Annotated in this window: 21 protein-coding genes; 10 read left to right on the top strand and 11 right to left on the bottom strand. The window is 36.3% G+C overall.

The genetic code is table 11. The annotated features are described in order from the left end of the window. Positions 1–10 precede the first annotated feature (10 nt). The 3 genes from EG359_RS22435 to EG359_RS10715 are packed head-to-tail and all read left to right on the top strand — an operon-like array spanning position 11 to position 685. Positions 11–181 (top strand): bacteriocin-like protein, encoded by a 171-nt coding sequence (locus EG359_RS22435; protein WP_164463059.1) that lies wholly within the window; start codon positions 11–13, stop codon positions 179–181. A 53-nt stretch (positions 182–234) separates the two neighbouring features. Next, positions 235–444, top strand: a complete 210-nt coding sequence (locus EG359_RS10720) for a hypothetical protein (protein ID WP_076354536.1) — start codon at positions 235–237, stop codon at positions 442–444. A gap of 37 nt (positions 445–481) precedes the next feature. After that, positions 482–685: a hypothetical protein gene (locus EG359_RS10715; protein WP_076354534.1), complete on the top strand. Its 204-nt coding sequence runs from the start codon at positions 482–484 to the stop codon at positions 683–685. Positions 686–738: 53 nt separating this feature from the next. On the opposite strand, the gene EG359_RS22995 is transcribed toward EG359_RS10715, so the two are convergent. The 4 genes from EG359_RS22995 to EG359_RS10695 form a co-directional block, all read right to left on the bottom strand. Beyond that, positions 739–900 carry a bacteriocin-like protein gene (locus EG359_RS22995; RefSeq protein WP_276876688.1) on the bottom strand — a complete coding sequence of 54 codons (162 nt, stop codon included), beginning with the start codon at positions 898–900 and terminating at the stop codon, positions 739–741. A 54-nt stretch (positions 901–954) separates the two neighbouring features. Continuing rightward, positions 955–1,974: a quinolinate synthase NadA gene (gene nadA / locus EG359_RS10705; RefSeq protein WP_076354533.1), complete on the bottom strand. Its 1,020-nt coding sequence runs from the start codon at positions 1,972–1,974 to the stop codon at positions 955–957. Positions 1,975–2,080: 106 nt separating this feature from the next. Next, positions 2,081–2,644, bottom strand: a complete 564-nt coding sequence (gene gmk, locus EG359_RS10700; protein ID WP_076354531.1) for a guanylate kinase — start codon at positions 2,642–2,644, stop codon at positions 2,081–2,083. Positions 2,645–2,699: 55 nt separating this feature from the next. After that, positions 2,700–3,557 (bottom strand): YicC family protein, encoded by an 858-nt coding sequence (locus EG359_RS10695; protein ID WP_076354529.1) that lies wholly within the window; start codon positions 3,555–3,557, stop codon positions 2,700–2,702. Between the two features lie 94 nt (positions 3,558–3,651). Here EG359_RS10695 and miaA point away from each other — a divergent pair, with 94 nt between their 5' ends. Next, complete coding sequence (gene miaA, locus EG359_RS10690; RefSeq protein ID WP_076354527.1) at positions 3,652–4,566, top strand: tRNA (adenosine(37)-N6)-dimethylallyltransferase MiaA; 915 nt, start codon at positions 3,652–3,654, stop codon at positions 4,564–4,566. Between the two features lie 275 nt (positions 4,567–4,841). Here the strand turns inward: miaA and EG359_RS10685 are convergent, their stop codons facing one another. The 4 genes from EG359_RS10685 to EG359_RS10670 form a co-directional block, all read right to left on the bottom strand. Then, positions 4,842–6,254 (bottom strand): efflux transporter outer membrane subunit, encoded by a 1,413-nt coding sequence (locus EG359_RS10685; RefSeq protein ID WP_076354525.1) that lies wholly within the window; start codon positions 6,252–6,254, stop codon positions 4,842–4,844. Positions 6,255–6,426: 172 nt separating this feature from the next. Next, positions 6,427–9,609, bottom strand: a complete 3,183-nt coding sequence (locus tag EG359_RS10680) for an efflux RND transporter permease subunit (protein ID WP_076354523.1) — start codon at positions 9,607–9,609, stop codon at positions 6,427–6,429. A 198-nt stretch (positions 9,610–9,807) separates the two neighbouring features. Continuing rightward, complete coding sequence (locus EG359_RS10675; protein WP_076354521.1) at positions 9,808–10,968, bottom strand: efflux RND transporter periplasmic adaptor subunit; 1,161 nt, start codon at positions 10,966–10,968, stop codon at positions 9,808–9,810. 372 nt (positions 10,969–11,340) lie between these two features. Continuing rightward, positions 11,341–11,937 carry a TetR/AcrR family transcriptional regulator gene (locus tag EG359_RS10670; RefSeq protein ID WP_076354519.1) on the bottom strand — a complete coding sequence of 199 codons (597 nt, stop codon included), beginning with the start codon at positions 11,935–11,937 and terminating at the stop codon, positions 11,341–11,343. 156 nt (positions 11,938–12,093) lie between these two features. On the opposite strand from EG359_RS10670, the gene EG359_RS10665 reads away from it, so the two are divergent. Further along, the gene (locus EG359_RS10665; protein WP_076354517.1) at positions 12,094–12,648 is read left to right on the top strand and encodes a thioredoxin family protein; all 555 of its coding nucleotides are present in this window, start codon (positions 12,094–12,096) and stop codon (positions 12,646–12,648) included. 239 nt (positions 12,649–12,887) lie between these two features. Here EG359_RS10665 and EG359_RS10660 read toward each other — a convergent pair whose 3' ends face one another. Beyond that, positions 12,888–13,751 carry an AraC family transcriptional regulator gene (locus EG359_RS10660; RefSeq protein ID WP_076354515.1) on the bottom strand — a complete coding sequence of 288 codons (864 nt, stop codon included), beginning with the start codon at positions 13,749–13,751 and terminating at the stop codon, positions 12,888–12,890. A gap of 123 nt (positions 13,752–13,874) precedes the next feature. Here EG359_RS10660 and EG359_RS10655 point away from each other — a divergent pair, with 123 nt between their 5' ends. Genes EG359_RS10655 through EG359_RS10645 form a run of 3 tightly spaced genes read left to right on the top strand, consistent with a single transcriptional unit; the run spans position 13,875 to position 19,050 of the window. Further along, positions 13,875–15,104: an MFS transporter gene (locus tag EG359_RS10655; protein ID WP_076355248.1), complete on the top strand. Its 1,230-nt coding sequence runs from the start codon at positions 13,875–13,877 to the stop codon at positions 15,102–15,104. 2 nt (positions 15,105–15,106) lie between these two features. Next, positions 15,107–16,588, top strand: a complete 1,482-nt coding sequence (locus EG359_RS10650; RefSeq protein ID WP_076354513.1) for a trehalase family glycosidase — start codon at positions 15,107–15,109, stop codon at positions 16,586–16,588. A gap of 23 nt (positions 16,589–16,611) precedes the next feature. Further along, the gene (locus EG359_RS10645) at positions 16,612–19,050 is read left to right on the top strand and encodes a TonB-dependent receptor (protein WP_076355250.1); all 2,439 of its coding nucleotides are present in this window, start codon (positions 16,612–16,614) and stop codon (positions 19,048–19,050) included. Positions 19,051–19,188: 138 nt separating this feature from the next. On the opposite strand, the gene EG359_RS10640 is transcribed toward EG359_RS10645, so the two are convergent. Continuing rightward, the gene (locus EG359_RS10640) at positions 19,189–19,827 is read right to left on the bottom strand and encodes an MBL fold metallo-hydrolase (protein WP_076354511.1); all 639 of its coding nucleotides are present in this window, start codon (positions 19,825–19,827) and stop codon (positions 19,189–19,191) included. Between the two features lie 71 nt (positions 19,828–19,898). Here EG359_RS10640 and EG359_RS10635 point away from each other — a divergent pair, with 71 nt between their 5' ends. Beyond that, complete coding sequence (locus EG359_RS10635) at positions 19,899–21,113, top strand: type IX secretion system plug protein (RefSeq protein WP_076354509.1); 1,215 nt, start codon at positions 19,899–19,901, stop codon at positions 21,111–21,113. Positions 21,114–21,445: 332 nt separating this feature from the next. Next, positions 21,446–23,401: a M4 family metallopeptidase gene (locus tag EG359_RS10630; RefSeq protein WP_076354507.1), complete on the top strand. Its 1,956-nt coding sequence runs from the start codon at positions 21,446–21,448 to the stop codon at positions 23,399–23,401. Positions 23,402–23,472: 71 nt separating this feature from the next. Here EG359_RS10630 and hemH read toward each other — a convergent pair whose 3' ends face one another. Then, positions 23,473–24,501 (bottom strand): ferrochelatase, encoded by a 1,029-nt coding sequence (gene hemH, locus EG359_RS10625; protein ID WP_076354505.1) that lies wholly within the window; start codon positions 24,499–24,501, stop codon positions 23,473–23,475. Positions 24,502–24,504 lie beyond the last annotated feature (3 nt).

Below are 24,504 nucleotides of genomic sequence, written 5' to 3'. Positions count from 1 at the left end.
TTAAAATATCATGAAAACAATTAAAAAATTATCAAGAGAACAAAAGAAAACCATCAATGGTGGTTTTACAGACATCCAAATTGAAGCTTGCGGCGGAGCGCAGTTCGTTTGTTTCAAAGGAGGAGGGAAATGGGGATGCTCATTAAAACCGGGTGGAACGTGCTATGACCCTAAATTATAATTAAGTATATAATCTGATACTTATAATAAGTTTAATTCATAAAAATAAATAGTATGAAAAAGTTATCAAGAACAAAACTGAAGAGTATCAATGGTAAGGGAATAGCAGGATGTGCAGGGTGCCCAACCGGAGGAAATTATGGAGAGGGTCCTGAGTATACAAATAGCTGTTCCAGCTATTGGGCATTATCTCCAAACTGTAGAAATTGCGTAGATGTAAGCGTGGATTGCTATGGTCCGGATTATTCCGATTTTTATAATTAAAGATTCAAATATTTAATACCAAAAAAATAAAGCAACTATGAAAAATCTAAAAAAATTAAACAGAAAAGAACTTGAACAACTCAATGGGTCAGCGGGAGCAAGCTGTAGTGGATGTCCGAGAAATACTACTTATGGAAATGGACCTAATGATGCTCCTTGTGATGCTTATAATGCGCTTCCTTTCCGTTGCAAAATGTGTGTGATTGTAAGTATAGAATGTATGGATGGTGGTGTTTCTTAATACACCCATTCATTGAAATAAAAAAGCACTGTGAAAACAGTGCTTTCATTTTATTAACAATTAGGAGGGAAATGTTCTCCTTTTGGAATACAAATTGGTTCTCCGTTGCATCCTGATCCACAGGTTTCATGTATTTCACAAAAGTTGCAGAAATTTCCTGCTCCACCGTTTACTCTTTTAAGATTTTCTCGGTTTAATTTTTTAAGATTTTTCATATTTATTATTAGTTTGAATGCTAAATATAATAAATATTCAAAAACAAAAAAAAATTATTTTATGCTTTTGGAAAGATCAAGCATAGCCTCAATTGGCTTTAATGCTCTTAATCTTAATTCTTCGTCAATAAGAATCTCAGGAAGTTCATACTTCATACATAAGTACAATTTTTCCATGGTATTACGCTTCATGTAGAAACACTCAGAACAGTTACAGCTTTCGTCAAAAACTAAAGCTGGAATTAATTCCTTATGCGGTGCGCGTTTTCTCATTTCGTGAAGAATTCCTTCTTCAGTCGCAATAATGAATTTCTGGCAGTCATCTTTTTCTACAAAGTTAAGTAGAGCTGAAGTAGAACCAATGAAGTGAGCCAGTTTTAAAACAGCTTCTTCGCTTTCCGGGTGTGCAATCATTTTAGCGTCAGGATTGTCTGCCAACTGCTTGGCAATTCTTTCCATAGAAAATGCTTCGTGTACTATACAACTTCCATCCCAAAGGATCATATCACGACCTGTCTTTTTAGATAAATATCTTCCAAGGTTTTTATCCGGTGCAAAAATAATAGGTCTGTCAGTTGGTAGCGCTTCAATTACCGTTTCAGCGTTAGAGCTTGTTACAATGATGTCACTTTCTGCCTTAGTTTCAGCATTACAGTTAATGTAGGTTGCAATTAAGGCGTTAGGATGCTGTTCACGCATTTTTCTCAATCCTTCACCTGAGCATCCGTCTGCAAGAGAGCATCCGGCCATAGTATCAGGAAGAACTACTTTTTTAGTTGGGTTCAGAATTTTAGCCGCTTCCGCCATGAAGTGTACTCCGCAGAATACAATCATGTCAGCATTGGTATCCTTTGCCTGTCTTGCCAATTGTAGGGAATCTCCAAGGAAGTCAGCGATATCCTGAATTTCTCCCGGTTGGTAATAATGCGCAAGGATTACAGCATTTTTTTCTTCCTTAAGTTTTAGAATGGCTTTTACCAATTCTTCTCCCTGAGGAATTGCTATATCTTTTATATCCAGAAATCCTTTTACAGGAATTGCAGATTTAGCTTTTTCTAATGTTTCGGTACTCATATCAACCTCAATGTTTTTTATTATCAGAAATTAGAGATTAGAAATTAGAAGTTAGATAAGAATGGGAGTATATGACTTCCATTTTCTGACCTCTATCTTCCAGCCATTAATTGTTGATAAAACTTTTTATTAAACTTTCTATTTCTTTTTTAGCTTTGTCCAGATCAGAGTTAATCACGATCTTATCAAACTCGCCTGCATAAGACATTTCTTCTTCTGCCTTTTCTACGCGGGTTTTAATGGTTTCTGCATCATCTGTATTCCTTGTAATCAATCTTCGTTCCAGTTCTTCAATGGAAGGGGGTTCTATAAAAATAGACAATGCCTTTTCTCCGAAGTATTTTTTTAAGGAAATTCCTCCTTTTACATCTACATCAAAAATAACAACTTTTCCCTGATTCCAGATCTTTTCTACTTCAGATTTTAAAGTACCGTAATATTTATCAGTGTATACTTCCTCATATTCTACAAAAGCATCTTCTGAAATTTTCTGTCTGAATTCATCAGGAGATAAAAAATGATAATCCACTGCATGAATTTCACTTCCTCTTGGCTGTCTCGTAGTACATGAAATTGAAAATTCAAGTTCAGGAAATGTTTCCAGAGAATGTTTTACCAATGTAGTTTTTCCGCTTCCAGACGGTGCTGAAAATATAATTACCTTATCCATAGAGTTATCAGTTGGATGTTGATAGATAAAATTTTACTATCAACATTCAACTATATTATAATACGTTTAACGTTTGTTCTTTAATTTTTTCTAAATCATCTTTCATCATCACCACCAGCTTCTGGATTTCAGCATGGTTGGCTTTAGAACCTAATGTATTGATCTCTCTTCCGATTTCCTGAGAAATAAAGCCCAGTTTTTTCCCGTTGAAAGATTCATTGTCCATTACTTCCTTATAGTATTTCAAGTGCTGGGTAAGTCTTACCTTTTCTTCTGAAATATCTAATTTTTCTGTGAAGTAAGCCATTTCCTGATAAAAACGAGTTTCATCTACATTTTCGAACTCCTTCAGAGATTTTTGATAACGTTCTTTTACACTCACGATTCTTTCTTCCTCAAAAGGAATCACCTCACCCAGATATTTATCAATGTTTTGAATATTTCTGTTCAGTTCTTCGTGTAAAATACCGCCTTCAGTTTTTCTGAATTCTTCAAATCTATCAACAGCAGCATTAACGATTTTTGCTAACGACTCCCATTCACCCTCTGTAAGTTCATCAGGTCTTGATGTAATGGCATCAGGAAGTCTTACCGCCATTTTCAGATATTCGAAATCAGGTCCGTCTGATGCAATGTTTCTAAGTTCATTGACATAAGATTCAATCAAACTCTTGTTGATTTTCACATCATTGGACTCTTCAAGGTTTTCCAGGTTAACGTAGCAGTCTACCTTTCCACGGATAATTCTATCATTAAGAATTTTTCTGATCTCAAATTCTTTTTCTTTATAACGTAAAGGAATTTTGATATTTAAATCAAAGCTCTTGCTGTTCAATGATTTAATATCTATTGTTATTTTTTTTCCTTCAAAAACACCTTCGGCTCTACCGAAGCCAGTCATTGATAAAATCATAGTTTTTTATTGTTCTACAAAGATAAACATTTAAATTAGCACTGTGAAATCTGTAATGATTCCATCTGACCCATAAAATAATGAACGTGAACTGATGAAAAATCTAATTTCTGTAGTAGGACCCACCGGAATAGGTAAAACGAGACTGGCAATTGATCTGGCAAAACATTTCAATACTGAGATTGTCTCCTGTGACTCCCGGCAGTTCTTTAAGGAAATGAAAATAGGTACTGCATCTCCTTCTGAAGAGGAACTGGCTGAAGCACCTCATCATTTTATTGGAAATCTTTCAGTAGAAGACTACTATTCTATTGGGCAGTACGAAGAAGATGCCCTGCAAAAACTTAATGAACTTTTTAAAAATCATAACACCGTAATTCTTGTCGGTGGAAGTATGATGTATGAAAAAGCAGTCATTGAGGGATTGAATGATCTCCCGGAAGCTAATGCTGAAAATCAGGAAAAACTTCAGAAACTGATGGAGGAAGAGGGAATTGAAAAGCTTCAGGAAATTTTAAAGCAGCTTGATCCCGAATATGCTGAGGTAGTAGATATTCACAATCACCGAAGACTTCTGCGCGCCATTGATGTGATCTGGCAAACGAACAAAAAATATTCTGTACAAATTGCGATTTCTCAGGACTCCAGAGATTTTAATGTCATCAGAATTGGAATTGAGGCGCCTAGAGAAGAATTATATGACAGGATCAATCGCAGGGTTGATATTATGATGGAGAAAGGTCTTTTGGATGAGGTAAAAGGTTTGGAGAAATTTAAAGGTCTGACTGCTTTGAATACGGTTGGTTACTCAGAACTATTCAAATACTTTGATGGGGAATGGGATCTTGATTTTGCTGTTTCAGAAATTAAAAAGAACAGCCGCAGATATGCCAAACGCCAATTAACCTGGTATAGAAGAGCGGATGATATTCATTATTTACAATTGGGTTATTCTCAACAAGGCTTTGAAAATTTGATTTTGTGGATTGATGAGCAATTTCAAAAATAATTTTTTTAATAGGCTTAGTGTCTTATCGTTTTTCCAATATATTCATTAAGTCTGTTTAAAATTAACCACAAAAGTCACAAAAGTTTTTATTTTTTTACACTTTAGAAAGTGTAATGAAATACTGCACAATTAAGTTTACATAAGATGAAAATCTTTGATTTTCAACAAAACTTGAATGTCCTTTCTTATACATAAAGTATATCATTTAAACAGCTTTATTATAAAAAATGCGGTCCTGTAAAGAACCGCACCCTCAAACAATATAATTAAATTTACTACTTCCAACCGCCGCCTAGCGCTCTGTATAGGTCTACAATGCTGCTTAATCTCTGTCTTTTAATGGAAGCAAGATTCAGCTCGGCCTGAAGAGAATTTCCTTGTGCGGTAATTACCTCCAGATAATTGGCTGAACCTCCTCTGTAAAGAAGCTGTGCGCTTTTAATTCCATCTTTCAATGTAGTGGATTGCTCTGTTGCTTTTTGTTCCTGAATTTTTAAGTTTTCATTGGAAACAAGGGCATCAGAAACTTCGCCCACGGCATTCAATACCGATTGACGGAAAGCCAATACATTTTTTTCTCTTTGAATTTTAGCCACTTCCAAATCCGTTTTTAATTGTCTTTTCTGGAAAATAGGTTGGGTAAGCCCCCCTAAAACAGATCCAAATAATGATGCCGGAATTTGAAACCAGTTATCAATTTTGAATGAGTTAACCCCTCCGTTGGCTGTGATTTTTAATGCAGGATACATATTGGCCTGGGCAATTCCTACCATAGCATTGGATTCCAATAAAACAAGTTCCTGCTGACGTACATCAGGTCTTCTGCTTACCATAGCTGCAGGAAGTCCTGCCGTAATATTTTGTGGCAGGGAAGTGTCAGACATTTCAATCGTTCTGTTCACTTTATTAGGTGTTTCGCCTACCAAAATACTTAAAGCATTTTCCTGAATGGCAATATTTTGTTCCAATTGAGAGATCAGAAGTTCAGTAGCCTGTTTCTGAGCAGCAGCCTGTTGTACTCCTAAAGAGGTTGTATCACCACTTTCCCACATTTTTTGTGTAATCATTAAGGTATTACTGCTCAACTCCAGATTGGATTTTGCAATACCCAATTGTTTATCAAGCATCAAAAGATTGTAATATCCCTGGGCAATGGCTGCAATCACCTGCGTCTGGATAGCTTTTGAACCTTCATAAGTTTGTAGATACTGTATTCTGGAAACTTCCTGCTGATTTTTGATCTTTCCCCAAATATCAGCCTCCCAAGATAAGTTGAATGCAGCGTTGTAATCTTCAACATGGCTTTGTCCTAAAAATAAATTTAAGCTCTGCCCATTCATACTGTTTTTGGATGGTTTTGAAATCTGTGCAGATACCCCGAAGCCAACGTCCGGATATTGCATATATTTTGCCTGTTTTAGTTTTTCCTGCGAAGAGGCAACCTGTTTTAAGGCAATTTGAAGATCATAATTATTTTTAATTCCTTTTTCAATCAATCCCTGTAAAATAGGATCGTTGAAAAATTGTTTCCATTCCAGATTGGCAATGCTTGCCGTATCAGCAGTTGCTGTGTACTGAAACTTTTCCGGAAGCGGGAGGTCCGGCTCCGTGTATGCCAGTTTTGACACACATGAAACAGATCCTATAGCCAGCGCAAATGTTAGAATAATATTTTTTACTCTTTTCATAGGTTTTAAACTTTTAATTGAATACAAAACTTAGAGAGGTTCTTGTTGATACAAAAATTGTCTTTAGTAGGAGAAAATATTTAGCTTTTTAAACCAATTAAGAACAGATAAGACAATAGGCAATCTTTTGTGCTCTTAAAATTTTCTCTAAGTTTTTGTAATTCATTTTTTATTAGTGAGTAGCAGTTGAAAGTTCTTGCTCCATTTGTTTTTTCAGAAGTCTTTTCTTTTTTCTGCTAGGCATTTTTTCATGCAGATATTGGAAGACCACATACATTACCGGAATAATAAAAATCCCGAATACAACTCCTGTAAGCATTCCACCTACCGTACTATAACCAATGGAGTGGTTACCTTTTGCAGAAGCTCCCTGCGTCCATACCAATGGAAGCATCCCCACGATAAAGGCAAAAGAGGTCATCAAAATTGGTCTTAAACGTAATCTTGAAGCCTGAAGAGCAGATTCAATTAATGATCTTCCTGCTTTTCTTCTCTGAACGGCAAACTCTACGATCAGGATGGCATTTTTCGCCAATAATCCGACCAGCATGATCAATCCAACCTGTACATAGATGTTATTATCAATTCCTGCCAATCCAGTGAAAGCAAATACCCCAAAGATCCCTGTTGGAATAGTTAAGATAATGGCAAATGGAAGAATGTAACTTTCGTACTGTGCAGCCAACAGGAAGTAAACAAAAAGAATACTTAAAAGGAAGATGAATGTAGTTTGTCCACCGGTTTTAATTTCTTCACGGGTAATCCCTGTCCACTCATAGCCATATCCTCTCGGAAGTGATTGTTTTGCTACTTCTTCTACTGCTTTGATGGCATCTCCGGTACTGTACCCAGGTTTTGGAGTACCATTAATCGTCACAGCGTTGAACAAGTTATTTCTGGTTACCGTTTCAGGTCCAAAGGTTCTTTTTAAGGTAACCAATGTTTTGGCTGGAACCATTTCTGCCGATTTATTTTTCACATAGATTCCTTCCAAAGAATTGATATCTGTACGATAAGGAATATCTGCCTGTGCCATTACTCTGTAATACTTACCGAATCTGTTGAAATCTGAAACGAAGCTACTTCCGTAATAAATCTGCATAGTCTGCATTAATTCTGTAACAGAAACTCCTAACTGATTGGCTTTATCTGTATCTACATCAATCGTATATTGTGGATTTCCGGCTGCATAAGTGGTAAATGCAAATGCTATTTCAGGACGCTTCATCAACTCGCCAATGAATTGTTGCGTTGTTGTTCCCAATTGTTCAAAAGAACCGTTGGTTTTATCCTGAAGCATAAATTCAAAACCGGAAACGTTACCAAATCCCTGAATTGTTGGGAAGTTGAAGAAGAATGCGTTGGCATCTTTTACCTGACTTACTTTTCCTGTTAATGTAGCAGCAATCTGATCAGGATCTTTCATTTCACCACGTTTATCATAATCTTTAAGCTTGATGAAACCAGCAGAATAAGGCGAAGCATTGGCATTACTGATAAAGTTCATCCCATCTGCTACCCAAAGGTGATTGGTTGCTTTTTCTCCGTTAATGATTTTATCAATTTGTGCAGTTGCATTATGTGTTCTTTCCAGTGAGCTTCCCGGAGGAGTGTTCACTGCATATAAGACAAATCCCTGATCTTCCGTTGGAATAAATCCTGAAGGGGCTTTTTTAATCATAAATATGCTGACTGCAGTAATCAAAACAAGACCTCCGATAGCAACCCATTTATTTTTAATTAAAAACTTAAGGCTATAAATATATTTTTTGGTCATGTTATTGAAGCTCGCATTGAATGCGTTGAAGAATCTTGCTCCAAAACCTTTCTTATGACCGTGCTCACCATGTTCTCCCTGAGGATCATTAAGGAAAAGTGCGCATAAAGCAGGACTTAATGTCAATGCATTTACCGCTGAAATCAAAATAGCAATGGCTAGTGTAAAGGCAAACTGTCTGTAGAAAACCCCTGCAGGACCCTGCATAAAGCCTACCGGAATAAATACCGCACACATTACCAATGTAATGGAAATAATGGCTCCGGAAATTTCACTCATTGAGTTGATGGTGGCTTGTTCCACGGGCATTCCCGTTTGTTCCATTTTGGAATGGACAGCCTCCACCACTACAATGGCATCATCCACTACAATACCAATAGCCAATACCAATGCAAACAGTGTAAGCATATTGATACTGAAACCAAATAATTGAAGGAAGAAAAACGTACCAATAATGGCTACCGGAACCGCAATGGCTGGAATTAAAGTAGATCTGAAATCCTGAAGGAAAATAAATACTACGATAAATACCAAAACGAATGCAATCACCAATGTTTCCACTACCTGATGAATAGAAGCATCAAGGAAATCCTTGGAATTATACATGATAATGGGTTTCACTCCTTTTGGAAGAGAGGTTTCCATTACTTTTACCTGCTTTTCAATCTCAGTTAAGATCTCATTAGCATTTGATCCTGCAGTTTGAAGGATGGCAAATCCGGCAACAGGTTTCCCGTCTACTCTGTTAGTTGCGGTATAGGTGTAAGATCCAAATTCTACTCTTGCAACATCTTTTAATCTTAGGAATGATCCGTCACTATTTGCTTTAATCGCAATACTTTCGTAATCTTCACCCTTGTTCAGCTTTCCTTTATATTTAAGGATATATTCATAAGTTTCCTTACTTCCCTGTCCCAGACGTCCTGGAGCAGCTTCAAGGTTGTGGTCTTTAATGGCATTCAAAACTTCCTGTGGAGAAAGATTGTTGGCGGCCAGTCTATCCGGTTTTAGCCAGATTCTCATGGAATAGTCTCTAGTTCCGAAAACCTGAGCCTGAGCAACCCCCGGAATACGCTGAATCTGAGGAATCACGTTGATCTTAAGGTAATTCTGTAAGAAAAGTTCATCATATTGTTTCGGATCCTCACTGGATAATCCCATGAACATAATCATACTATTCTGAACTTTCTGTGTAGAAATTCCTGCTTGTACTACTTCCTGAGGAAGTTGGCTCATTGCTTTTGATACACGGTTTTGTACGTTTACGGCGGCATTATCAGGATCAGATCCCTGCTTGAAGAAAACGCTCAGTGTCATGGTACCATCATTACTTGAGTTAGAAGTCATGTAGGTCATATTTTCAACCCCGTTCACTGCTTCCTCAATAGGTGTTGCTACAGAACGAGCTACTACCTCAGCATTTGCTCCCGGATAAAAGGCCGTTACCTGAACACTCGGCGGAGCAATGTCCGGAAAGAGGGCAATCGGTAAATTAAAGAGAGACAAAGCTCCCAATAATAAGAGTATTATGGAGATGACCGTTGAAAGGACCGGTCTTTCTATAAATTGTTTTAACATAAGAAGTTTATTTTTTAATGTTGTTTAAACCTTTTTAAACACTTAAGTTGATTTAGTTTTAAGGCATGAGAATAGTAAGTACACCTTAGATTATAAGCTTATGTATGCTTAATCAACAGAATGATGGTGACTTCAAAAACTTAAGCGTTAAAAAAGAATAATGTTTAAACTGCTCTTAAATAATCATATTGAAATCTATTACAAAGGTTTTGCTCTCAATAAACTATCAGAAGAGATTGCTTTCGGTTTAATGGAAACTCCATCCTTTAGGCTTCCAATACCGGTAAAGACAATCTTGTCTCCTGGTGAAAGTCCTTCAGAAATAAAGTAATAGCTGTCGGTTTTTCCTGAGATCTTGATGGGTTTCCCGGTCACTTTCTTATCCTTGCCCATTACATAGACATAGGTTTTATCCTGAATTTCAAAAGTAGATTCCTGTGGAATAATTACTGCATTTGAAATAAGCTGTGGCATACGTATTCTTCCTGTATTACCGGTTCTCAAGGTTCCGTTTGCATTAGGGAAAACTGCACGTACACTGATGGAACCTGTGGTTTTGTCAAACTGTCCGTCTACAATACTTAATCTTCCCTTTTCAGGATAAGTACTATTGTCAGCAATTACCAGTTCTACCATCGGCATATTTTTTAGTTTCTCATCTAAAGTAGCCCCAGGATATTTATTTTGGAAAGCAATGAAATCAAGTTCACTTAAAGAGAAGTAGGCATAAATTTCACTGATGTCTGACAATAAAGTCAATGGATTAGGGTCTGTTCTAGAGATTAAGCTTCCTTTTTTATAAGGAATTCTACCAATATAGCCACTTACAGGCGCTGTAATTGTTGTAAATCCTACATTAATCTTTGCGCTTCCTACAGATGCTCTTGCTTGTGACGCAGCAGCAACGGCAGCTTCGTAATTGGCTTTTGCTGTTTTAAGCTGTACATCGGATACTACTTTTGCAGCAACTAGTGGTTGAAGTCTGTCAACCTCTACCTTTGCTTTCTGTATATTGGCATTAGCGGCCTGAAGATTAGCTTGCGCCATATTCATTTGCTCGCCATAGCTTCTTGAATCTATCTTGAATAAAGGCTGTCCGGCTCTTACATAAGCGCCTTCCTCTACATAAATTCTATCAAGATATCCATCTACCTGCGATCTGATTTCCACATTATTTTTTCCTTCCAAAGCGGTTGGTAATTCTTGATAAATGGTAGCAGGAGAGGTGATAACGGTATAAACCGGAAGTTCTGGAGCTGGAGGTGCGGCATTGGATCCTTCCGCAGCCTTGGTGCAGCTCTGTAAAAGAATTATACTTGATATAAGTACAATAAACCTTGTTTTTCCAGGTATTTTCATTGTGGGTTTAATTTTTTTAATGAAGTGTTAGATTTAAGTAATGTTTCTTTTTTAATAAATGCTGTTTTTTTTCCTAACAGTGTTAATGATTTGTTCAAAAAAAATTACAGAATTTTTAATGTCCGATCAGATCGATATTTTCCATAATTGAAATTGTTTTTAAAATATTTAAGTATATGAAGATGTGAGGTGTAATGTGTGTTATTTTTGCTAACAGTGTTAATTTTAAAAGAAAAAATAACTACTTTTAAAAAATGAATGGATTAAGATTCTACATAAATGATTTTGTTTTTTTATTAGGTTTAAATGAATTATGTATATTAATTCAGTGTTAAATTTCCTAACGGTGTTAATTTTTAGTTCAAAAAAATATTACAAAGACTTAATAAAAGACGAAACAGTTTCATCTAAAGCCGATTTATTCATAGTAGACGGAATATCTGCCGTACGCATCATCATAATGGAAATCATCCCATGTACCGCCGAGAACAGCGCATGAGACATATGGCATGCATTATCAGGATTTGATCCATTTTTCTGGATAATACTAGAAGTACATTCGTAGATCAGCTCCTGAAATGATGAAAATTCTTTCTTCATCTGCCCTTTCCCACAACATTGCATTCCCAAACCAAACATAAGTTGGTAATATTCCTTATTCTTAAAAGCAAAGCTCCAATAGGCGTCTACAATGGCAACAAGTTGCTCTTCCGGAGTATTGTGTTTCTGCTGTGCCTTTAATAATTCTATATGTAACTTGTGAAAGCCATCTAATGAAATCTCAAATAAAATAGCTTCCTTATTTTCAAAATAATCATACACCACCGGTGCGCTGTATTCAATAGCGTCTGCTATTTTACGCATGGAAAGTGATGCCCAGCCTTCAGTTTTAGCCAAAGTGAATGCAGCCTGCAAGATATTTGCACGAATGGATTCTTTTTCTCTTTGACGACGTTCATGTAGGCCCATGATATTTGTTTACTAACAGTGTTAGCAAAACTACAAACTTTTAAGGTTATCTTCCAAAGGTTATTTTAATTTTAACATTTAACGAAAGTTTATAAATTCCTGAATAGTCTATTAATAAAAGAAATTTTTATCTTTGTGAACTAAAGAAAAAAGGATATGAATACTCCCTCAAATATGTTGGCATTAGGAACAAAAGCTCCGTTTTTTGAGCTTCCAAACCCGTCAAAAACGAATGAACTTCAGTCTTTAGAAGAACTGAAAGGAGAAAAAGGAACATTGGTGATCTTTATGTGCAACCATTGTCCGTTTGTTCTTCATGTGATCGACAAGATCAATGAATTATACGAAGACTATAATGAAAAAGGTATTGAATTCATCGCGATTAATGCTAATGATATTGAAAAATATCCGGCTGATTCTCCTGAAAAGATGATCGAGTTTCAAATCGACAGAAATTTTGATTTTCCTTATTTATTTGATGAAAGCCAGGCAGTGGCAAGAGCATATGATGCAGCATGTACCCCTGATTTTTATTTCTTTGATGATAAACTGGACCTTGTTTACAGAGGGCAGATGGATGATTCAAGACCTGGAAATAATAAGGATGTAACCGGAGAAGATTTAATTATTGCCTTTGAAAATCTTTTAATTGGCGAACCTCAGGAAGAGATCCAAAGACCAAGTATGGGATGTAATATTAAATGGAAATAATTTTCCGATTACTAATTCTTACTAGTATAATACAGAGCTGTTCTTTGAAAAGAACAGCTTTTTTATTTCTTGCTGGTTTTATTTTTATGATATTTTGCCCGCTGATTTCGTAGATGAGGCAGATTTTTTGTGTAACCTTTCCGTTCTTTATAATAAAGAATCTGCAAAATCTGTGAGATTTGCGTGATATTTTACATTATCAGATTGAAATAAAAGTCTGTACCCATCCAAAATCATACTTACACATTCACCTTATTATGAGAATAATCCTTAATAAACTCTGAGGGGGTTTTCGCAGTATACTTTTTAAACATTCTATTGAAGTAAGTTACATTATTAAAACCGCAACTATAGCTGCATTCTGAAATGGATTTATCCTGGGCCATCAGTAAACAAGCCTTATTAATACGATAGCGGTTCACAAATTCGGTAAAAGTAATCTGGGTTGCTTTTTTAAAAAAATTACAAAAGGCCGACAAGGTGAGATTGGCGAGCTTGGCTACTTCTTCAATATTGATTTCCTTATCATAATGATGCTCTACATAGGTGAAAATATTTTCCAGGCGGGTTTTATTCTTTGAAATAATGGTGTAAGGCATGATTTCCTTATTCAAAAGGTCATAGTCCTTGCACTTTGACAGCTCGAAAAGGATTTCCAACAGCAGCAGATATCTTTTATATCCTTCAGATTCAAGCATAAGCTTTAGTTTCGGAAGCATGGCTTTTTTTACCTTATGATGGAAATGAATACCATATTTAGAAAGTTCCAGCAAATTTTTGATAGATCGGGCCTCAATTTCCTGTTGAGGAAACTGAAGAATCTCTTCCTTGAATTGCAGTACAATTTCCTCATGCGGATCAATGGAGTTTAACCCAAATCCTGAATGCGGAATATTGGAACCTATCAACACAAGATCTCCATTCGTATAATTGCTTTTATGATAGCCCACATGGCGGGTTCCACTCCCGGAAATTACACATACGAGTTCAATTTCGGGATGATAATGATATTCCCATTTGAATTCCGAAATAGGGGAGTTATTATGAATCGTGCGAAAAGAGCTTTTCTCATTGGGAATTACTCTTTCAAAAGTAACTTTCATTTAATTAATCATATTTAATCACTAAAAATACTAATTATATTAATATTGTTCAAATATTGGTTTATTGTGTTAAATTATCGTTAACACAAATGCTTCTATCTTAGCCGACAAGAAATGATCTGGATGAAAAATTTCAACATAAAGGCGGTTTTGTTTTTGAACTATTTTGTTTTCGCAATTCTTTTGAATTCTGTGGGAACGGTTATTTTGCAGGTACAGCAGAACTTTGGAATTTCAAAATCTTCTGCCAGTATATTGGAGGGATTTAAAGATCTTCCCATTGCAATCTGTTCATTCATTCTGGCTTCATTTCTTCCCAAAATCGGAATCAAAAAATCCATGCTTATTGCTTTGTTTTTGGTAAGCTGCATGTGTTTTGTAATGCCGTTTACAAATGATTTTTGGGTCTTTAAATTATTATTTGCCATTGTTGGAGTTTCCTTTGCGCTGATTAAAATATCCGTTTTTACTTCCATTGGACTGGTTACAGAAACAGATAAGGAACATTCGAGTTTTATGGGATTTCTGGAAGGGTTTTTCATGATTGGTGTATTGGCTGGAAATGTTTTATTCAGCTTATATATTGATGATCATAATCCGAAATCTACCCATTGGCTGAATGTATATTGGGTATTGGGAGTACTTTCAACACTATCGTTTTTGTTTTTATTCTTTTCAAAACTGAATGAAAGAGAGGCGAAAAGTGAAAAAACAGATTTATTGGGTGATTTAAGAAATAGTGCCAGCCTGTTCAGTTATAAAAAAGTGTTGTGCTTTTTACTATGTGCTTTCCTTTTTGTATTGGTAGAACAGAGTTTTCAGACATGGACGCCTACATTTTATAAAGAGATCTTGAAAGTTCCGACCTCAATGAGTATTCAGGCGGGCGCTGTACTGGCAGGAGCTTTTGCTCTAGGAAGATTTTTATCAGGCTTCTTTTCCAAGAAATTCAGCTGGATTTATGTTGTCTCATTCTGTGTGGTTGGTTTTGCTATAAGCTTACTTTTGGTTTTACCGCTGACGCATGATATTCATATTGACACCAATACAAATTGGCTGAATGCTCCACTGGTTGTGTATTTATTTCCCTTGATGGGAGGTTTATTGGCACCCATTTATCCGAGTATTAACTCTGTTATTCTGGCTTCCATTCCTAAATATTTACACAGTGCCATGTCGGGGTTGATTGTCGTGTTCTCTGCGATTGGAGGAACGATAGGCTCAATCATTACAGGCTTTGTATTTCAGGAGTTCAGTGGGCAGCAAGCATTTTATCTTTCACTGATCCCACTTTCATTGTTGATCACGTCAGCAATTTTCATGAATAAATTAAAAATTAATCCTAAAAAATAATAATGAGTAATCAACTTTACATCAACGAAATCCAGACTCTTTTTGATGCAGTACAGAAGTCAAAGATCTTTGAAGATCAAAAAATGATGACAGATGCAGTTCCGTTGTTTTCGATTGCTGAAATCAACGCAAAGTATGAGCAAGAAAAAGATTCTGATGGTTTTGACCTAAGAAATTTTGTGATGAGCCATTTTGATTTTTTAGGAGCAAGAGTTTCTGTTCGGAAAGAAGATCATCTTCCCATTGGACAGCATATTGAAAAGCTTTGGGATGAGCTGACACGTACAGCTTATGAAGAAAAAGGGACACTTTTAAAGTTACCCAAACCTTACATTGTTCCGGGTGGACGCTTCAATGAGTTTTTCTATTGGGACAGCTATTTTATTATGCTTGGACTACAGGTTTCCGGCAGAGTGGAAATGATGGAGAATATTGTGGAAAACTGTTCTTATCTTATTCAAAATGTTGGATTTGTACCCAATGCAAGCAGAACCCATTTTTTAAGTCGTTCACAGCCACCGTACTTTTCGCTGATGCTGGAGCTTCTTGCTGAGACTACAAATGATGAAACAATTTACACCCACTATCATGATACTTTAGAGAAAGAATATGCTTTTTGGATGGATGGGAAAGAAAAAGTTGAAAGTGGTTCAGGTCTCCAACGAGTGGTAAAAACCGTTGATGGTGATATTTTGAACAGATATTACGATGCAGCAAACGAACCGCGTCCTGAAAGTTATTTAATTGATATTGAAGATCATGAAAATGCTTCAGGAGAAGAGTTTTACAGAAATATAAGAAGCGCCTGCGAATCTGGCTGGGATTTTTCCAGCAGATGGTTTGCAGATGGAGAGCATATACAGACAATTGAAACGCTGAACCTTTCAGAGGTAGATTTGAATAGCCTTTTATGGCATTTGGAAACAACCCTGGCAAAATCTTCAGCACTTCAGAATCTGAGAGAAAAAGAAAATTATTTTACCGAAAGAGCAGCAAGCCGAAGACAGATGATCAACAAATATTTCTGGGATGAAAAGACTAAGATTTACAAAGATTATCATATTATAAAAAACACAAACACACCGTCTGAACATATTGCTGCTCTTTACCCTTTATTCCTTGGAATTGCAGATAAGGAACAAGCCGAAGCTATGGCTAAGGCTATCTCTGAAAAATTTTTATATCAGGGAGGGCTGGTAACTACTACCAAAAAATCTGGCCAGCAATGGGATTTACCGAATGCCTGGGCACCTTATCAATGGCTTGGCTTTAAGGCAATGAAGAACTACGGCTTTGATGAGTTGGCTGAGAATATTAAAAACAACTGGTGTTTTAACGTAGAAAGGGTTTATAAAAACACAGGAAAACTGATGGAAAAATACAACGCATTAGATACAGAAACAATAGCAGGAGGCGGGGAATACCCCAATCAGGATGGATTCGGTTGGACCAATGGAGTGTATTTAAAACTACAACAAAACTGAAACTAACAATAAAAAATATGGCTATGAAAAAAAAATCAATCTTTTTAATCGCCGCAACAGCTACATTATACTTTAATAATGCTTATGCTCAGGAAACTCCGAAAGATTCCGCAAAGGTTTCCTCTATCGATCAGATTGTAATTACGGGTAACTCCAATCCCAAGAAAAAAATAGAATCCAGTACTGCTATTTCAACGTTCAGTGCTAAGGAAATTCAAAAGCAAAATCCAATCAGTGCCGCTGCTTTGTTGCAGAGAGTTCCAGGATTTGCAGTGGAAACATCAGGTGGTGAAGTAGGGAATAACCTTTTTGCAAGGGGAATTCCATCTGCAGGAGCCTATGAGTTTGTGCAGGTACAGGAAGACGGTCTTCCGGTTTTTGAGGATGGGGCACTTCAGTTTGCCAATGCTGATAACTTCTTCCGTGTAGACAATACAGTGAGCCGTCTGGAGGCTTTAAGAGGAGGTTCAGGTTCCATTTATGCCAATAACTCTCCCGGAGGGCTTATCAACTTTATTTCCAAAGAGGGAACTAATGATTTTAAAGGAACGGCCAAGCTTGAAACCAGTACATATGGATTAATACGTACAGACCTTAACCTTGGCGGGGCTTTGGTGAAAGATAAACTATTTTTCAATGTCGGAGGATTCTACAGATCTGATGATGGTATCAGAAAAACAGGATTCAAGGCCAATAACGGAGGTCAAATCAGAATGAACCTTAAATATGTCTTTGATAAAGGCTACGCTAAAGTTTATTATAAAAAATTAGATGACAGGAATACATTTTTCCTTCCAATTCCATTGACGCAGGATGGAGATAAATTAAAAGGGTTCCAAGGTTTTGATCCTAATTATGGAACCTATAGTTACAGAGCCATCAGTCAGCTCAATATTCCACAGGCCGGAGGTGGTTTTTTCAATAGAAATCTGGAAGACGGAATTCATCCAAAGGTAGATGTACTAGGGGCAGAATTTAAATATGATCTGGGAAATAATTTCAGTGTTTTAAATAAAACTCGGTACACCAATATTGATATGAACTATACAGGTATTTTCCCGGCCGGAGCACCCAAAACAGGTGCTGATTTCGCAAAAGATATGAAAATGGCCAATTATCAGTATTCATTAGTAAGTACGGGAGCGGTTGTTGATCCTGCGTTTGTACAAAAACTGGGATTCTGGGCAATTGATAAGCAGATGAATAACTTTGTGAATGATCTACAGTTTAATTACAAATTTGATAAGGGAAATGTAACAGCAGGTTTTTATAAATCAAACTGGAAATCCCATCAATACTGGAACTGGAGTAATATTCTGGCTACTGCAACAGACCGCCCTGAGCTGTTGAATCTGGTAGATCCATCTCTTAGCCCAAGCAGTGTAGGGTATTCTAAAACCTATAACGGAGTTACGGACATGTCTACTTTGGTCAGAGATTCACAAATTCAGGGAAGCTTGAATGATCTTTATTTAAACCTAGATTATAATGTAACCGATGCATTAAGTTTTAATGGAGGAATTCGTTACAGCAGAGATTATTATAGAGGGTATAAAGTGAATACCACTAGAGCCAACCTTAATAATTCTGGTTTAACAGTGGATGGAACTCATGGTTTTGAAACCACTACGGCAGATGATAACATGAATGTTCTGGGAAATCAGTTTAATTATTGGTATTATGATATCGATAAAGTGTCTTATACATTGGCTTCCAATTATAAGATTAATCGTGAAAATGCTGTGTATGCCCGTTTCTCTCATGGTTTCAGATCTCCAAATGAAGAAGCGTATTACAATAATATATCAGATCTTAGTGTAATAAAACCGGTGTTGACCAATCAGTTGGAAGTAGGATACAAATATTACTCGCGTACATTTGATATTGCTGTGATTCCTTTTTACTCAGCTCTTAAAAATCTTTCATTTACAGATGTTTATATAGATGGAACATCTGAAAATAAATTTGCCAATACCACTAACTTTGGGGTAGAGATTGAGGGATATGCGAGATTATTCAATAATGTCTTTGAAGTAACTTTTAACGGAACAGTTCAGAGTCCGAAATACAAAGATTTCAAGGGTAGAAATGGTGACGGAACTGCATTTGATTACAGTGGAAATACTGTAAGAAGAATTCCTAAGTTTTACTTCAACATCTCTCCGGCGGTGAATATCACGAAAGAATGGCGAGCCTATGTAAGCATGAACTATTATGGAAAGCGTTTCCAGGATGAAGGGAATACCGATGAAAACAAACTGCCATCATTCACAGAATTTGGAGCAGGAATGTCTTATCAGCTTGGGAAAATTCGTTTTGCTGTAGATGGTACCAATATCTTTAATACCATCGGAATTACAGAGGGAGATCCAAGATCTCCGACAGGATCAGGATCCAATATCAGAATGGCAAGACCCATTATGGGGGCTGCTGCCAGAGCTTCAATTACTTTAGATTTCTAAACTCTATTTCTTTATAACACGAAACCGTCAGGAACTATTTTCTGACGGTTTTTATTTATTGTTTGCGAATCTCAGGAAAAATAAAATCTACTTTATCTGCAAAATCTGAGAGAAAAATAGTTTTGAACCTAGAGTTTGTTATTTAAAAAACGGATTATATTGTTTCTCAAAACCTATTGAGGTAGGGTTTCCATGACCCGAGAAAACCTGTGTATCAGAATCTAAAACGAAAAGTTTAGTTTTTATTCCATCAATCAATTGCTCATAGTTTCCTTTATAAAGGTCTGTTCTACCGATGCTCCCCTCAAAAAGAACATCACCGGAGATCATGAATTTTTGATTTTCGTTATGATAGACAACACTTCCCGGAGAGTGTCCCGGAACATGATAAATCTTGAATTTTTCACCATCCAGATCCAATTCATCATCCTCCTTTACATATTCCACATCTACTTTTACAGGATCAACAGGAAAACCAAATCTCATTCCACTGGCCTGAAGCATATCCAGAACTTCCTGATCCTCCTGATGCATATATACAGGCACTTTAAAGGTATCAAATGCCCACTGAAGCCCTAAAACATGATCAATGTGAGCATGAGTTAAAAGAATTTTCTGAATTTTCAGCTCATGTTCTTTGATAAAATTATCAATGGCCTGAGTTTCCTGAGCATTCATATTTCCCGGATCAATTAACCAGGCATTCTTGTTTTCGTTATAAATGATATATGTATTTTCGCTGGCAAAGTTGAATACGAAACCTTGAATCTGAAGCATAATCTGAATATTTTTTATTCAAAAATACGATATTATTAAGAAAATGGCTATTTTTCGTTATCTTCGTAATAATGAAAACTTTGCGAATACTTTTACTCTCCTTGGGTGGGCTGGTTTACGGACAAAATATCCAAAGTATCCAGTTATTCAACCCTCAGACGAATGATGAAACTCCGGTAATAAAGTTCGGTGAACAATTGGTTCTGAGCTTTGATGACCTTACCAATGGCAGCGAAATCTATAGATATACCATTAAACATTACGACAGAAACTGGAATGATGACAACCTGTTTTTCACAGAGTTTGCCAGTGGAAGCATGAATGCGCTTCTGGATAAATTTCAATATTCCTTCAATACATTACAGGCTTATACTCACTACAAGCTAACGTTTCCCAATGATAAGATACAACCAAAAGTATCGGGGAATTTTGAACTGATTGTGTACAAGGATTCAGCTGATAAACCTCTTTTCAAAAGAAGATTTTATCTGGTGGAAGACATTGCGTCGGTAGGAGTGAATGTTTCAAGGATTGCAGATGCAAAGAATCCCAATCTGAACCAAAGGGTAGAAGTAAAGGCTTCACCAAAAGGAGGAGATCTTTCCTCCAATGTGAATTCCATATCATTAAATGTGATGCAGAATAACAACCCGAATATGGTTATTTCTAATCAGAAACCAAGTACTGTTTTAGGAAATCAAATGCTTTTCCAGCAAATGAACCTTACCTTTCCGGGAGACAATGAATTCTATTATTTTGATAATAAAAATATGACTATCGCTGCAGACATGGTTCGTGCGGTAGAGGTAAAGGATGATGGCAATTATACCTATTTGCATCCGGTATGGGCATTTCCTTTAAACTATCAGTATCAGCCCGATGTAAACGGAGCCTGGTATTACAGAAGAAATGATCTGGGAAGAGAAAGAGATGCAGAAAGGGAAGCAGATTATTCATGGGTGTATTTTTACCTGGAATCAGAACCTGTGGATAAGGAAATTTATGTTCTTGGCGGATTTAATAATTTTCAGGCTAGTAAAGAAAACCAAATGCAATACGATGTGGCAGGTAAGCAATATGTGGCTAAGATTTTCCTGAAACAAGGTTTTTATAACTATATTTTAGCAACGAAGCAGGGGAATGGTCCATTGGATTTTGGCGAAGTAAATGGTAATTTCTGGCAGACTGATAACCTTTACCAGGCATTTCTATATTATGCTCCTTTTGGTAGAAACTATGATGGTTTAATAGGGTATGGAGAATTCAGAACTCCGATTAGAAAATAATTCCTTTTTTTAATTAAACTGTATAAAATATTTTTGGCTGTCTCTTTTGAGATGGCCTTTCTTTTTTTACGTAATAATTGATTGATAGAATTATTTCCAGTTTAATGTTTTGCATAACAAAAAAAATAATTCACAAAAATTTGATTTTTATTAAATTAATTAATAAAAAAATCAATTAATAATAAAATTATGTTTAATTATTTCTCTTCTTTTTAAAATCATTATTGTGTTTTGTTTAATGATTTATATTTTCTATTGAATTTTAATTAAATTATATGTCATTTTATTGTGAAAAATTTATAAATTCGTTTTCACATCAAACCAATATTATTATGAAAACAAAATTTATCCTAGCAGCAAGTGTTGCAGCTTGCTCTTTTGCTTTTGGACAAAACACACCATCAAAAGTAGTTCCTGGTAAAAGCGGACTACATGCAGAGTTTATGAGATTTGAAAAAGATGGACCTACTTTTCAGGGAAGTCCGGTTTTATTCAATGAAGCTTCTCAGCGACTTTCTTCCGGAGAATCCCGTAAGATTGGATTAGAAAAAGATGGATTGGGTTTTGAAACCCACAGATTTCAACAAACAGTCAACGGAATTCCTGTAGAATACGGAATGATGGCTGTACAAACTAAAAACGGTAAAATTGTAGGAGAGTCCGGAAAATGGATTCTTGATGTTCCTCAGGGAATAGAAAAGAAATCTAATATTTCTGAAAGTACAGCATTGCAAAGTGCACTTTCATTTGTGGGAGCAGATAAATATAAGTGGCAAAATAAAGAAGAGGAAGATTTTATTAAAAAAGAATCCGGTGATGATAAGGCCAGTTTCGCCCCTAAAGGTGAGATGGTATATTATTCAGAGCCTACAGATGAAAGCTTAAAAGAGCTTAAACTAGCTTATAAATTTGATATTTATGCAGAAAAACCACTAAGCAGACAATATGTTTTTGTAGATGCAAAGAATGGTAAAGTCTTAGGAGTAGATGCCATTATTCATGATGTAAATGCTCCGGGAACTGCTACTACAGGATACAGTGGAAGCAGAAATATCGTTGCTGATTCTTATAATGGAAGTTACAGACTGAGAGAAACCGGTAGAAATGGAGGAACAGCTGTAGAAACCTATAATTTGAAAAAAGGAACCAATTATTCTTCTGCAGTAGATTTTACAGATACCGACAATGTATGGAACAATGTGAATACCAATAAAGATCAGTATGCTACCGATGCCCACTGGGGAGCAGAAATGACACTGGATTATTTCTATACAAAGTTTGGCAGAAAAAGTATTGACAACAATAACTTTGCTATAAAATCGTATGTTCATTATTCAACCAACTATTTTAATGCATTTTGGGATGGGTCTAGAATGACTTACGGTGACGGAAGCTCTTCTACAAATGGAGGTAAACCGCTAACTGCACTTGATGTTTGCGGTCATGAAATTACCCACGGAATGACTTCTAAAACAGCAAATCTTGTTTATCAGAGAGAGCCTGGAGCTTTAAATGAAGGATTCTCGGATATTTTTGGAAATACAATAGAAAAATGGGCTAGACCAAGCCAGGCTAGCTGGACACTGGGAGAGGACTTCAGTTATGTGATCAGAAATATGGCAAATCCTAATGCTTATAGCCAGCCGGATACTTATATGGGAACTTACTGGAAAACAACTACCACTTCAGGATGTGCCAGCCCTAGCCAATCTAATGATTATTGTGGAGTTCATACCAATTCAGGTGTTCTTAATTTTTGGTACTACTTATTGGTAACTGGAGGAACAGGAACCAATGATAAAGGTTTTGCCTATAATGTTTCCGGAATAGGGTTAGATAAAGCAGGAGCAATTGCTTACAGAACTTTAACTACTTATCTTACTTCCACATCTACTTATGCTAATGCAAGAACGTATTCTCTTCAGTCAGCTGCAGATTTATACGGAGCAGGCAGTAATGAAGTAACACAGGTTACCAATGCATGGAATGCAGTAGGTGTTGGTGGTGGTACTTCTCCGGCAGGATTGGTGGCAACAGCAGCAAAAGAATCACCTTATACCATTAGTCCAAATCCGGCAACAGACAGATTTACGGTTGCATTTGACGGAAAAGCAGGTAAAGGAACAGTAGAATTGGTAAGCTTAACAGGTAAAAAAGAGATTTCTGAAAAAGTGATCCTTACTGATGGAGCTAATAAAATCAATATACAGCTTCCAACCAATATGCTTCCTGGAGTTTACATTGTAACAGTGAACGGACAGACCGCAGGAAACCTTATCAAAAAATAAACTTTAATATATTCCAAAGAAAAGGCCGTAGAAATATTCTGCGGCCTTTTTGTATATTTTGGATGAATGATTTATACCAAATAAAAATCATTCAGCTTTTCTTCACAAAGTGTCTTTACCACTTCTATCCATCGGTCTTCATCATTTAAACAAGGAATATATTGGAATGTTTCTCCACCTCCATGCATGAACTGCTCTTTTCCTTCCACAGAAATTTCCTCCAGTGTCTCAAGACAGTCTGAAACAAATGCAGGACAAACAATAGCAAGATTTTTCACTCCTTTTTTAGGAATGGTTTCCAGAGTTTCGTCCGTATAAGGTTCAATCCATTTATCTTTTCCTAATCTTGACTGGAAAGAAACGATAGTTTTTTCTTTAGGTAAATTTAATTTCTCAATGACAAGCTGCGTTGTTTTATAACATTGATGACGATAGCAGAACTGATGACTTGGATTATCTTCTCGGGAACAACAATCATTAAGATTACAGCTTTTGGTAGGATCTGTCTTATAAATATGTCTTTCAGGAACTCCATGGTAAGAAAACTGGAGTGCGTCAAAGTTCTCAGGAAGCTTTTCCTTAATACTTTCTGCAAGACAATTAATATAAATATCCCTATTGTAAAAAGGCTGAATATAATTGATCTTCACCTTTGGGAATTTTTTCTTTCTTACTTCCTCTGCTTTTTCAATAACAGTTTCGGTTGTACTCATTGCATATTGAGGATACAAAGGAAAAAGAACAATTTCAGAAATACCCTGATCCACCAGTTTTTGAATTCCGGTTTCAATGCTTGGTTCTGCATATCTCATTCCAATTTCCACGGAAACATCTACCACTTTCTGAAGTTTTTTCCGAATCTTTTCAGTAATAACGATCAAAGGCGAACCTTCATCTGTCCATACCGTTTTATAGGCTTCAGCAGACTTGGCAGGTCTTGTTTTCAGGATTACACCCTGAACAAGAAGAGCACGGAAAATCCAACGGTAATCGATGACTCTTTCGTCCATTAAAAATTCGTCAAGATATTCTTTTACATCGTTTACCTCAGTAGATCTCGGAGATCCGAGATTCACCAGTAAAATTCCTTTTTTATTCAATGT

Origin of the sequence: Chryseobacterium joostei, from assembly GCF_003815775.1 — a bacterium.
In the GTDB taxonomy this organism is placed as follows: domain Bacteria; phylum Bacteroidota; class Bacteroidia; order Flavobacteriales; family Weeksellaceae; genus Chryseobacterium; species Chryseobacterium joostei.
This window is presented reverse-complemented; position numbering and strand designations above follow the sequence as displayed.